Source organism: Myxococcus sp. AB025B (genome assembly GCF_006518215.1).
In the GTDB taxonomy this organism is placed as follows: Bacteria; Myxococcota; Myxococcia; order Myxococcales; family Myxococcaceae; genus Myxococcus; species Myxococcus fulvus.
This window is the reverse complement of the sequence record NZ_SRLW01000298.1, coordinates 1-12074: the sequence shown is the minus strand read 5'-3', so window position 1 is coordinate 12074 and position 12074 is coordinate 1. Positions and strand designations below refer to the sequence as shown.

The 12074-nt window shown below is 69.6% G+C and carries 11 protein-coding genes and 1 pseudogene; 3 read left to right on the top strand and 9 right to left on the bottom strand.

All coding sequences use genetic code 11. The annotated features are described in order from the left end of the window. Window positions 1-4: 4 nt before the first annotated feature. The 4 genes from FL311_RS34675 to FL311_RS34660 form a co-directional block, all read right to left on the bottom strand. A complete protein-coding gene (locus FL311_RS34675) occupies window positions 5-931 on the bottom strand; it encodes a PfkB family carbohydrate kinase (RefSeq protein ID WP_141331972.1) in 927 nt (308 codons plus the stop codon). A gap of 111 nt (window positions 932-1042) precedes the next feature. Next, window positions 1043-2572, bottom strand: coding sequence for an MlaD family protein (locus tag FL311_RS34670; RefSeq protein ID WP_046713871.1), 1530 nt, complete (start codon window positions 2570-2572; stop codon window positions 1043-1045). 99 nt (window positions 2573-2671) lie between these two features. Then, the gene (locus FL311_RS34665) at window positions 2672-3409 is read right to left on the bottom strand and encodes an ABC transporter ATP-binding protein (RefSeq protein ID WP_141331973.1); all 738 of its coding nucleotides are present in this window, start codon (window positions 3407-3409) and stop codon (window positions 2672-2674) included. A 53-nt stretch (window positions 3410-3462) separates the two neighbouring features. Continuing rightward, window positions 3463-4278 (bottom strand): ABC transporter permease, encoded by an 816-nt coding sequence (locus tag FL311_RS34660; protein ID WP_141331971.1) that lies wholly within the window; start codon window positions 4276-4278, stop codon window positions 3463-3465. 175 nt (window positions 4279-4453) lie between these two features. On the opposite strand from FL311_RS34660, the gene FL311_RS34655 reads away from it, so the two are divergent. From FL311_RS34655 to FL311_RS34645, 3 genes are all read left to right on the top strand, one after another. After that, the gene (locus FL311_RS34655) at window positions 4454-5017 is read left to right on the top strand and encodes a hypothetical protein (protein ID WP_141331970.1); all 564 of its coding nucleotides are present in this window, start codon (window positions 4454-4456) and stop codon (window positions 5015-5017) included. A gap of 103 nt (window positions 5018-5120) precedes the next feature. After that, window positions 5121-6443 (top strand): hypothetical protein, encoded by a 1323-nt coding sequence (locus tag FL311_RS34650; protein ID WP_141331969.1) that lies wholly within the window; start codon window positions 5121-5123, stop codon window positions 6441-6443. Next, on the top strand, window positions 6440-7213 hold the full coding sequence (locus tag FL311_RS34645) for a hypothetical protein (RefSeq protein ID WP_141331968.1): 774 nt from the start codon (window positions 6440-6442) through the stop codon (window positions 7211-7213). The genes FL311_RS34650 and FL311_RS34645 overlap by 4 nt, the downstream gene beginning before the upstream one ends. A gap of 139 nt (window positions 7214-7352) precedes the next feature. On the opposite strand, the gene FL311_RS34640 is transcribed toward FL311_RS34645, so the two are convergent. The 5 genes and pseudogenes from FL311_RS34640 to FL311_RS44380 all read right to left on the bottom strand — a co-directional run. Then, complete coding sequence (locus FL311_RS34640; protein ID WP_141331967.1) at window positions 7353-8051, bottom strand: RluA family pseudouridine synthase; 699 nt, start codon at window positions 8049-8051, stop codon at window positions 7353-7355. Next, window positions 8048-9499, bottom strand: coding sequence for a pitrilysin family protein (locus FL311_RS34635; protein WP_141331966.1), 1452 nt, complete (start codon window positions 9497-9499; stop codon window positions 8048-8050). Before FL311_RS34635 ends, FL311_RS34640 begins: the two co-directional genes overlap by 4 nt. A 26-nt stretch (window positions 9500-9525) precedes the next feature. After that, complete coding sequence (locus FL311_RS34630; RefSeq protein WP_141331965.1) at window positions 9526-10842, bottom strand: pitrilysin family protein; 1317 nt, start codon at window positions 10840-10842, stop codon at window positions 9526-9528. Window positions 10843-10868: 26 nt separating this feature from the next. Next, window positions 10869-11534, bottom strand: coding sequence for a response regulator transcription factor (locus tag FL311_RS34625; RefSeq protein ID WP_141331964.1), 666 nt, complete (start codon window positions 11532-11534; stop codon window positions 10869-10871). An 8-nt stretch (window positions 11535-11542) separates the two neighbouring features. Beyond that, a pseudogene (locus FL311_RS44380) lies at window positions 11543-12074 on the bottom strand (serine/threonine protein kinase); the annotation flags it as partial.

Genomic DNA, 12074 nt, shown 5'->3' with positions numbered 1-12074 from the left:
GCGCTCAGCGCTCCAGCGGCCCCAGGTCCTCGAAGTGGGTCAGCTTCTTGAATTCCGCGAAGCGGGCGTGGATCTCCGGGCGCGTCACCTCGCGCAGGCGCTCCAGGCTGAACTTCTCCACGGTAAAGGAGGCCATGACGCTGCCCATGACCATGGCGCGGCGCAGGACGGCCGAGTCCACCCCGGACGCCGCGGTGGCCACGGTGCCCATGAAGCCACCCGCGAAGGTGTCTCCGGCGCCCGTGGGGTCGAAGACCTCGGCCAGGGGGAAGGCCGGGCAGGCGAAGATGTGGTCCTTCTCGAAGAGGAGCGCGCCGTACTCACCGCGCTTGACCACCACGCGCTGGGGCCCCATGCCGAGGATGGCGCGGGCGGCCTTCACCACGTTGTGCTCGCCGGCCAGCTGCCGCGCCTCGCCATCGTTGACGAAGAGCAGGTTGACCCGCTGGAGCGTCTTGAGCAGCGCGTCGCGGCTGCCCTGGATCCAGAAGTTCATCGTGTCCGCGGCCACCAGCTTGGGGTCGCGGACCTGGTCCACCACGCGCGCCTGGAGCTCCGGGTGGATGTTGCCCAGGAAGACGTAGGGTGTGTCGCGGTAGGACGCGGGCAGGTCCGGCGAGAACGCCTGGAAGACGTTGAGCTGGGTGTCGAGCGTCTTCGCCTCGTTCAGCTCGTAGCCGTAGCGGCCCTTCCAGCGGAACGTGCGGCCGGACTCGCGGGTGAGCCCCTCCAGGTCGATGCCCCGGCCCTTCAGGAAGCTGACATGGGCCTCGGGGAAGTCCTCACCCACCACCGCGACGACGCGCACGGGGGAGAAGAACGACGCCGACGTGGAGAAGAACGTGGCGGACCCGCCGAGGACATCCTCCTTCTGTCCGAAGGGGGTTTCCACCGAGTCCAATGCGACGGAGCCGACGACGAGCAGGGACATGCGAGCTTCCTGAAAATGGCCGAGAAAGCACGGCTTCCTACCAGGACCCCGTGCCCGTGCCGGGTACGCGGTTTCACGGCCGGCGTCAAGCTCGCCGCGCTCCGGCGACGCTCAGGGCGAGGGAATGCCGGTGGCCGTGATGATGGCCTTGAGGTCGTCGTCGGTGAAGAACAGGCCGCCGCCCACGAAGAAGTCGCGGCCGGCGATGAGCCGCTGGGTGACGACGTCGCGCTGCTGCGCGTTGAGCATGTCGTCCATGCCCGCGACGACGAACAGGTGGTCGAAGGCCTGGGCCCGCAGCGTGGCGCGCAGCCGGGGGTAGCGCAGCTCGTCCGCGGCGAAGTTGAACGCGTCCATCTTCAAGGTCAGCGCGTCGTCGAACAGGTGCAGGTCCGCGCCCACGCCGCCGGTGGACTCGATGAGGCCCACGCGCAGGGTGGTGAAGTACCAGCGCTTGGCGAACTGGGCGCTGATCTTCAGGCTCTCCTTGGTCACCTTCTGCGTCTGGATGACCGGATCCCCCTCCGATGGCGGGTTGGTCTGCACCACCTGGGTGGTGACGGTGCCGCGCGGGTCGTCGACGATCTCCAGCAGGTAGTACTTGTCCGGCCGGGGGATGAGGCGCAGGGACAGCATGTTCTTCGAGCGGCCCTGCGCGGCCAGGTAGGTGCTCTGGATGCCCACCTCCGTCTGGAGCTCCGTGAGGCGGGAGACCAGGCTGGACACGTCGCGCACCGTCTCGCGCACCTCGCGGCCCACGCTCTCGTCGGTGAGCAGCATGCCGGCCGTGCTCTCGCCGTCCTTCACCTTGCGGGTGATCTCCTCCAGGTTGCCCAGGGAGTTGTCCAGCTTGGTGAGCGTCTGCTTGAGGCTGGCGACGCTCTCCTTGAAGTCCCCTTCCCCGCTGCCGACGATGTTCTTGACGCTGGCGAGCACCTCGCGCACGTCGCGGGTGATGAACTCGATGTTGTCGACGATGCGGCCCACGTCGGCCTGGTTGCTCTGCGTAATCGTCCGCACGTCGGACGACACGCCCTCGAAGTTGGCCAGGATGACGTCCAGGCGGTCCGCGTTGCGGCGCACGGTGGCGTCCACCGAGTCCGACAGCCGCACCAGGTTCTCCACGATGCGCTGGAGCGAGCCCGCCCCACGCTCGCCGCCGAGCACCTCGCGCAGCGCGCCCGTCACCTGCTGGATGTCGGAGGTTATCTGCGACAGCGACTCGAAGATGGCCTCCATGCCCTGGCTGTCGATGACGCGGCGGATCTGCCCGTTCGTCTCCAGCTTGGGCGCGTTCTCCGTGCCGGGGTTCAAATCCAGCAGGTAGTCGCCCAGGAGCGACTCCGAGCGCTTGGTGAGGACCGCGTCCTCGCGCAGGTCCACGTCGTTGCGGATCTTCAGGAACACCCGCGCCCGCGTGCCCTCCAGCACGATGTCGTCGATCTCTCCCACCCGGATGCCGGCGATCTGCACCCGCCCGCGCACCGCCAGGCCGGAGGCATCCCGGAAGTAGGCCCAGACACGCGTGGAGTCACTGTCGCTCAGGCCGCCCTCGCGCGCGAACAGCACGAAGCCGACGAAAAAGGCCCCCGCGGCGATGACCAGCAGGCCAACACGGAAAGGCGTAACGAGCTTCTTCACCTGATGTGACTCCGAGGGCTACCGGCCGGGCGCGACTCTAACGTTTTGCATCCGGAGTGCCACATTTTCCTGAAACCGCACCTGACGGGAGCGACCCTGTCAATTCTTCCCGAACCACGTCTCCAGGAACACCTTCACCGCGGGGTGCTGGGACATGCGCAGCTGCTCCGGGGTGCCGTTCTCCACGATGACGCCCTTGGACAGGAAGGCGATCTGGTCCGCCACGTTGAAGGCCGAGGAGATGTCGTGGCTGATGACCACGCTGGTGACCCCCAGCCCCTTCTGGGCCGCGAGGATCATCTCGTCCACGGAGTCCGTGGTGATGGGGTCCAGGCCGGTGGTCGGCTCGTCGTAGAGGACGATCTTCGGGTCCAGCACCACCGCCCGCGCCAGGCCCACGCGCTTGCGCATGCCGCCCGACAGGTCCGAGGGGAACTTCGACTCCACCTCCCGCTTCAGGTCCATCAGGTCCAGCTTGGCGCGGACCTTGGCGTACAGCTCGTCCTCCGACAGCTTCGTGTGCTCGCGCAGCGGGAAGGCCACGTTCTCGAACACCGTCATCGAGTCGAACAGGGCCGCGGCCTGGAACACCATGCCGAACTTGTTGCGCACCCGCTGCAGGGCCTCGACGCCCATGGGGACGATGTCCTCCCCATCGATGTTGACCTGGCCGCTGTCCGGGCGCAGCAGGCCGATCATGTGCTTCATCAGCACCGTCTTCCCGGAGCCGGAGCCCCCGAGGATGACGCACGTGCTGCCCTGGGGCACGGAGAGGTTGATGCCGGTGAGCACCTTGTTCTCACCGAACGTCTTCTGCAGGTCCACGATTTGAATCATCGGCTTCGTGGACGCGCCGGCTTCGGGACGCGGAGGAGGACCGGAGGCAGCCATCAGTGCATCACGATGCCCACGAGGAAATCGAGGATGAAGATGGACAGCGCGCTGGCCACCATCGCCTCCGTCGTCGCCTGACCGACGCCCTTGGCGCCGCCCGAGGCGTTGAAGCCCTTGTAGCAGCAGATGAGCGCCACGGAGAGGCCGAAGACCGCGCCCTTGATGACGCCCTCGTAGACGTCCGCGGGCTCCAGCCACGCCTGGGTGCGCGTCAGGAACGTGCCCGGGGAGATGCCCAGCCCGCCCACCGCGACGAAGTAGGCGCCGGACATGCCCGTGGTGTTGAACAGCATGGTGAGCATGGGGACCATGAACAGGCCCGCCAGCACCCGGGGGACCAGCAGGTACTGCACCGGGTTGACGGCCATGGTCTCCAGGGCATCCACCTGCTCGGTGACGCGCATGGTGCCCAGCTCCGTGCACATGGCGGAGCCCGCCCGCATGGTGACCATCAGCGCGGAGAACACCGCCGCCAGCTCCCGCGTCAGCGTCAGCGCCACCGTGGGGCCCACCAGGCTCTCCGCGTCGAACATGCGGAAGGCCTCGGAGGTCTGCAGGGCGAACACCATGCCCGTGAAGAGGCCCGTCAGCCCGACGATGAAGATGGAGCCCACCCCCACGAAGTCCAGCTGGGCGAACAGGTTGTGGAGCCGGTAGGGAGGTCGGACGCTCCACCGGGCCACGTCGAAGGCCAGCGTCACCACGCCACCAATGGAGCTGACGACGTCGATGAGGCCCTTGCCGAAGCTGCTCACCGCCTGGGTGAGCAGCCCGGGCTCGCGAGCCGGCTTGCTGGGGGTCTGCGTGGTCATGCGTTCAGGCGCCTACTCTTACGTGGTGCGAAGGGGGGCACAAGCGAAGTGTTCCCGTGCGAGCGGACGACGAAGGGACTACCTCACTTCGAAGCGTTGCGTTTATGTTCCGCGCCCCTTTCCTTCATGCCCGGCTCCCCGTCACGGGCGCGCCGGGCCGAGAACTCAGACGAACATGGCAACTCAAAAGGTCGGCGGCGAGGTGGACGCGTACTGTACCCGCTGCAAGCTCACCCTCGCGCACACCATCCTGGCGATGGTGGGGACGAAGATTGCTCGGGTGCGCTGCAACACGTGCAACGGGGACCACGCCTACCGCGGGGCTCCTGGCACCACGGACCGCCCCACCTCCACCAGCAGCAGCAGCCCCCCGCGCGCGAGCCGGGCGTCGTCCAGCGGCACCACCAAGGCGGAGAAGATCATCATCTCCTTCGAGGAGCAGCTGGCGGGCAAGGACGTGGCCAACGCGCCCCGCTACAGCCCGAAGGACACCTACGCGGTGGATCAGATCCTCCAGCACCCGACGTTCGGCGTGGGCTTCGTGACGGCCGTGCGGGGCGACAAGTTCGACATCACCTTCCGCACCGACACCAAGACGCTGGTGCACGGCCGGGGCGGCGCTCCCACCGAAAAGCCCACCTTCAGCCCGCCCGTCCGGCAGGCCACCGGCCCCGCGGACAAGCCGCAGGCCGCCGCGCTGGACACCCCCGCCGAGGACGCCCCCGTCAGCGAGGGTTGACCGGAAAGAGCCTGGAGGGCGAAGTTCGGCGGAATCGCTCGTGCGCACCCGCTTACCGCCCTTCCTGGCTTTTCTAGTCTTCGCCGTGGCCGCGTCGTCGGCCATGGCGGTCCCGGTTTCGGGAGGGCCCGGGTTGGAGGTGCTCGCCTCCCCCACCCGGGTCGTCCTCGGGAGGGACAAGACGGTGTCCCTGCAGGTCCGCGTGCCTCCGGAGACGGGGGTGCTGCGGGTGGCCGCATCCTCCGGACACTTCGTCGAGGAGCGCCTGGCGCACGGCGCGGTGCGGACCTTCCAGTGGACGCCGCCGCCCGTCCGGCATCCGCTGGTGGCGGTGTTCCTGTTCTGGGTGGAGGCCGCCGACGGTCCGCCCGAGGTCACCGTGCTGCGGCTCGCCCTGCTGGGGCAGACGACGCTCGACGTGGCGACCTCGCCCGGGGCCTCCGTCACGGTGCTCGTGGGTGAGACGCACTTCGGCCCGGTCCAGGCGGATGGGAAGGGCAAGGCGCGTGTCCCGCTCGAGGTGCCTCCGGGGGTCGCTTCGGCGCGGGTGCTCGCCACGCGCGGGGAGCTGCGCACGGATGCCTCCGCGCCGTTGGATGTCCCGAGGGTGAGTCCCCATGTCGCGGCCCTCACCCCCGCACCACTGCCTGCCCAGGGCGGGTGGTTGCTCGTGGCGGGCGAGGGGCCGCTGGATGTGGCGCGGTTGAAATTGCACGTCGATGGGGGACGGGCCGAGCCCATCGAGGTCGGCGACATCGCTCGCTTCCGGGTGACGCCGGAGGAGGACGCGGCCTCGGTGACGGCCGTCGTCCAGGCCGACGGCGCTGGAGATGACGTGCGCGCGCACGCGGAGGTCTTCCGGGTCGTCGTCGTGACGAAGCCTCCCGCGGCCCAAGCGCCCCCCGCCCTCGTGGGCGATGCGCCGTGGCGCCTGGCGGTCCAGGTGCTGGCGGGGGGCGTGTTCGCGCGGGGCGACAACTCAGGTCCCTTCGGCTCGCTGGGGGTGGCGTTCACCGCGCCGTGGTGGGAGCGACGCCTCGCGGGGGAGCTGGAGGTGGGCGTGCGGGCCGCTTCATTTCGCGGGACGGTGGGCACGCTCGGCGCGGTGCACTCGCAGGTGCTCGCGGTGCCGGTGCTCGTGTCGGCGCGCGTCGAGCTGTTGCGCGGCGCGGCGCTGTCCCTGTACGGCCGAGCAGGAGGAGGAGTGGCGCCTTTCCGTCACCGACTCCAGAGCGACTTCCCGGCCGAGGTGAAAGAGAGCAAGCTTTCCGGCATGGGGTTGCTGGCCATCCAGGGCGCGTACCGATTCGGGCGCTGGAGCGCGTTGGGAGAGCTGCGTGGTGCGTGGGCTCCGGCGAGCACGCCGTGGTTGGACGCCCAGCTCGGCGGTGTTTCGGCGCTGCTGGGAATGAGGCTCGAGCCATGACTCGCGCGCTCGTGGCCCTGGGGCTGATGCTGTTGTCCGCCTGTGGGTCGAACACGTCGCTCCCCGCACCGCGCATCCTCTCCGTGGAGCCGGACAAGGCCACCATCGGCTTCTCCGAACCCATTACCGTCCGGCTCGACGCGGCCTTCCCCATCCGGGTGGACTACGCCGAAGGGCAAGCCCAGGCTCGCAGTGGCACGCGCGTGTGGTTCGGCGAGTGGGAGGCTGGGGTGCGCGAGCTGGATGAGCAGGGCGCCCTCTCGGTCGACCTTCCCGCGGACCTTGGCGCCGCGGCCTATGACGTGCGCGTGGCCCTGGCCGATGGGCGTGAGACCACGAGCCCCCGGGGATTCACGCTCGTGAGTCAGGACGCGGGCACGCCGGACGCCGGTCCCGATGGCATCCCCGACGGAGGCGTCTACGTCGCGGATGGAGGCACGGAGCCCGACGCGGGTCAGGATCCGACCCGGCCGATGGGCGAGGGAGACATCACCGGCTACGAGTTCGAGCCCATCTCGGACCAGGACATCGGCCAGCCCTTCGCCATCACGGTCCGCGCCGTGGGCCCGCGCGCCGCGGACTTCACGGACAAGGTCGACCTGTCCATCAGCAAGAACAACGGCAACGTGAGTCCCACCTCCTTGGACAGGTTCGTCGGGGGCCTCTGCGTGCAGAGCATCGCCATCGACGCGCAGGGCGCCAACGTGGTGCTGACCGTGACGGACCGCTTCGGCGTGCAGGCGTCCTCCAACGCCTTCAAGGTGAAGTAGCCCGTTCGGCTCGACAGGGCGCGGGCCGACGCAGCATGCGTGCGCCATGTCGCCAGCAGCGGCGCAGGCACCTCACACGGCTTCACCGGCGCAGGCGCGCCACCTCCGGCAGCGACGCCCACGCCTCGGCGCTACCCGTTCAACCCAGCGTGCGCCGGAGCAGGTCACGCGCGCGCGCCATGTCCTCCGGCAGCGGCGCATCCACTCCGCGAGCCTCCACGCCCGGCAGCGCGGGCCACTCCACTCGCGCGGCATGCAGGGGCGTGCGCTCGAGGACCACGCCGTCGCCCTGCCCTCCCAAATCCTTCTCCGTCAACGCCGTGTCGCGGCCGTACTGGTGGTCCATCAACAGCGGATGCCCCAGCGACAGCAGGTGCACGCGAATCTGGTGCGTGCGGCCCGTGAGCGGCTCGGCCTCCACGAGCGTGGCCTTGTCGAAGCTCTCCACCGGCCGCACCCGCGTGCGTGACGGCTTCGCCTCCGCCTCGCCTGGCCTCGCCACCCGCATGCGGCCCTTGCGCGCGGCGATGAGCGGCGCGTCGACGAGCGACGGCGCGTCGATGCGGCCCTCCACCAGCGCGAGGTAGCGCTTGCGCACCTTGCCGGACTCGAACGCGATGGACAGCGCGCGGTGCACGGCCGCGTCGAGCGCGAACACGAGCGCGCCCGACGTGTCCCGATCCAACCGGTGCACCACGAAGATCTTCCGTCCGCGCTGGGACTCCAGTGCGTCGCGCAGCGAGGGCCCGCCGTCCCGCCCGGGGATGACGGGCACCCCGGGCGGCTTGTCCACCACCAGCACCCCTCCCCCTTCGAAGAGGATGCGAGGCTCGGTCACTCGTACTCCGACGCCGGCACGACGGTGATGGGCCCCAGGCCCTTCAACTGCTTCTTCACCGCGGCCGCGTTGCCCAGCACGACAATCGTGGGCGGCTCCGCGAAGCAGTACTTCTTCGCCACCGCGGCCACCTGCCGGGGCGTCACCGCCTTGAGCCGGTCGCGGAAGCGCAACACCCAGTCATCCCCCAACCCGTTCAACCGGATGTCGGAGATGGCGCTCGCGATGGACTCGTTCGTCTCCGTGCGCAGCGGATACAGCCCGCCCATGTACGCCTGCGCGTCGCGCAGCTCGGTCGGCTTGAGGCCGGCGTCGCGCACCTTGGCGATCTCCCCGAGCGACACGTCGATGATCTCCCGCGTCGACTCCGTCTTGGTGAAGGTGGACAGCGCGAAGATGCCGGCCGCGTGCATCGCGTCGAACCAGCAGCCGATGCCGTACGTGAGGCCCCGGTTGACGCGGACCTCGTTCATCAGGCGCGACGTGAAGCCGCCGCCCAGCGCGGTGTTCATCACCGCCGCCGGGAAGTAGTCCTCGTGCCCCGCGCGATAGCCCGGGCCGCCCATGCGCACCTGCGACTGCGTCTGGTCCGGCTTGTCCACCACGATGACCCGCCCCGCCTTGGCCACCTTCTCCAGCGGAGGAATGACGGGCGCCTTGTCCGGCCCGCCCGTCCAACCGGCGAAGGCCTCCTCGGCCGCCGCGGCCACCCGGCCCGGGTCCACCGAGCCCACCACGACCAGCATGGCGACCTTGGGCCCCAGCCGCTCCTGGTGGAAGCGCACCACGTCCTCACGGGTGAAGGTGCTCACCGTCTTCACCGAGCCGCTCACGTTGTGCCCATAGGGGTGCTTGCCCCAGAGCGCACGCACGAGGGCGCGGTCGGCGATGACGGACGGCTCATCCAGGTCGTTCGCGAACTGGGCCAGCGCGCGCTCGCGCGCATCGGCGACCTCGGACTCCGGGAACGTGGGCTCCATCACCAGCTGGCCCATGACGCCCAGCATCTGCGCGAAGTGCTCGGCCGGGGTGGTGATGGCGACGGACAGCGTGTCCTCGCCCACGCCCACGCCCAGGCTGGCGCCGACGAACTCCACGGCCTCGTCGATGGCCTGCGCGTCCAGCCGCCGCGTGCCCCGGCGCAGCAGCTGGCCCGCGAAGTCCGCGATGCCGTGCTTGCCCTCGGGGTCCGTGGAGCTGCCGGCGCGAATCACCAGCCGCATGGACACCAACGGCAGCGGCCCGCGCTCGGCGACGATGACCTTCAGGCCGCTGGACGTGGTGCTCTCATGCAGCGTGGGGAACACCAGCTCCCGGCTCGTCGAGGCGACGGCGGACGCGGTCTTCCGGGAGGAGGACTTCTTCTTCGCTGCCCGGGCCGGGGCCTTCTTCACGGCGCGGCGAGGGGCGGCGGACTTCTTCGAGGTTCGGCTCTTGCGAGAGGCCATGGAGTCTTTCTGGAGTCGGTCCGGGCTCACGCCTCGGAGGGCGCGGGCAGCAACGTCACGACGGAGCGGCGCTCGGGGATGAGGTACTTCCTGACGGCGGCCTGCACCTGCTCGCGGGTGATGGACGCGTAGGCGGACGGCAGCGTGAGCACATGGCGCCAGTCACCCAGCAGCGCCTCGTAGTTGCCCATGGCGTGGGCGCGGCCGTTGTTCGTGCCCAGCTCGCGCAGGTGGTCCGAGCGCAGGTTGTTGAGGGCCTTCTGCAGCTCGCGCTCCGTGATTCCGTCGCGCGCCAGCTTCTCCAGCTCCGCGTACAGCGCGGCCTCCGCCTTCTGCGGATCGGAGTCCGGCATCAGCTCCAGGAAGAAGAGGATGGTGCCCGGGTCGATGCGCCAGGACCAGTCCAGGCCCACGCCCACCACCACCTTCTGCTCGTACAGCAGCGAGCGCGTCAGCCGGCTCCCCTCGCCCTTGGTGAGCACGTACTGCGCCACGTCCAGCGCCAGCGTGTCCTCGTCCCGGGCCGCGGGGCCCTTGTAGCCGATGACGACGGCGGGCGACTGCGCGGGGTGGCGCACCGTGGAGCGGCGCTCGCCGCGCTGCTCGGGCTCCGCGTTGATGACGGGCTGGGGCGCGGGGCCCCGGGGGATGTCGCCGTAGTAGCGGCGCACCAACGCCAGCGTCTTCTTCGGGTCGATGTCCCCGGCGATGTAGAGGATGGCGTTGTTGGGCGCGTAGTAGGTGCGGAAGAAGTTCTGGCAGTCCTCGCGGGTGATGGCCTCGATGTCCGCCATCCAGCCGATGACGGGCCAGCGGTACGCGTGGGCCTTGTAGACGAGCGAGCCGAGCTCCTCGTCCATCATCCCGCCGATGTCGTTGTCCATGCGGACGCGGCGCTCCTCCTTCACCACCTCGCGCTCGCTGGTGAGCATCTCCTGGGAGATGCGCAGGGAGCGCATCCGGTCCGACTCCAGGTCCAGCACCGTCTCCAGCGCGTCCGACGAGAAGTCGTCGTAGTACACCGTCATGTCGTGGGACGTGTACGCGTTGGAGCTGCCGCCGTTGGACTCGAGCGTCTTGTCGAACATCTTGGGGCCGTACTTCTTGGCCCCGTTGAACATCATGTGCTCGAACAGGTGGCTGATGCCGGTGATGCCGGGGCGCTCGTTGCGGCTGCCCACGTTGAAGAAGGTATAGAGGCTGACGACGGGGGCCAGGTGGTTGGCCAGCAGGCGCACCTGGAGGCCGTTGGGCAGCGTGGCCTCATGCACGTCGAACAGCGACTGGAGGGAGGGGTCCGCGGCGCGGGCGGGAACCGACGTCTTCGAGGGGGCCTTGCGCATAGACCCCCACCGTATACAGGGCGCGGCTACAGGTCCACGACCCCTTCACGCAGGGCCATCACCACCGCCTCCACGTGGGAGTTGACCCCCATCTTCCGGTAGATATGGGACAGGTGCGTGCGCACCGTGCGCCGCTCCAGCGTCATCACCTGCCCCACCTCCGCGTTGGACAGGCCCTTGGCCACGTAGCGCAGCACCTCGAACTCGGTGGGCGTCAGCTTCCAGGGGTTGTCCGCCTTCTTCTCCGGCGTGGCGGGCTTGCCCTGGATGGACTGGAAGTAGTTCCAGAAGCGCCGGGCGATGATGGGCTCCAGCACGGTGCCGCCGCCCATGACCTCGTGGATGCCGGAGCGGATCTTCTCCGGGCCCACGCGCTTGACCAGGTAGCCGGACGCGCCCGCCTGGATGGCCTCGTAGACCTTCTGCTCGTCGTCGAAGGACGTGAGGATGAGGATCTCCACCTCGGGCGCCTGGCGCTTCACCTTCTGCGTCACCTGGATGCCGTTGATGCCCGGCAGCTCCAGGTCCAACAGGACCAGCTGCGGCCGGACGCGGACGATGTCCTCGACGGCGGCCTCCCCTTCCTGGCTGCTGCCCACCACCTCCAGCTCGTCGAAGGTGCTCAGCACCTTGAGCAGGTTCTTGAGCAGCTGCGGCTGGTCCTCGACGACGAAGATGCGGGTGGGGTCCATGGCGTCAGTCACCGTCGGGGAGCGGGGCGGAAGTCGACCACGAGCGAGGAGGTCACCTTCCCTCGTCGGATCTGAACGGACAGGGGCATGCGCTCGCCGGTGGTGCGCGCGACCAGCTCCAGCTCGTGCGCGCCGACGCGCAGGGGATAGCGCTTGAGGGGCGTGGTCCTGCTGATGAGCTTCCCGTCCAGGTACACCTTGGCGGGCTCGTTGGTCGTGAGCGTCAGGTAGCCGCGCTGCGAGGCCGGAATCGCCTTCGCGGGGACGACCTCCTCCTCGGACTCCTCCGCGCGCGGCTCCGGCTCCCGCTCCACCACCGCGGCCTTCGGCGCAGGCGCGGGCCGGGGGATGGGGATGGCGGGCGACGGGCCCGTGCCGATGGGCTCGACCTCGTCCTCGGCGGGCGCTTCGGAATCCCCCAGCCGCCACGCGGCGACCAGGAACGTCGCGAACCCCACCAGCGCCAGCACGCCGGCGATGGCGAGCCAGCGTCCCCGGCGCGCCTCCGTCGCGAGGATGAGCCGCGCGCGGGTGCTCGGG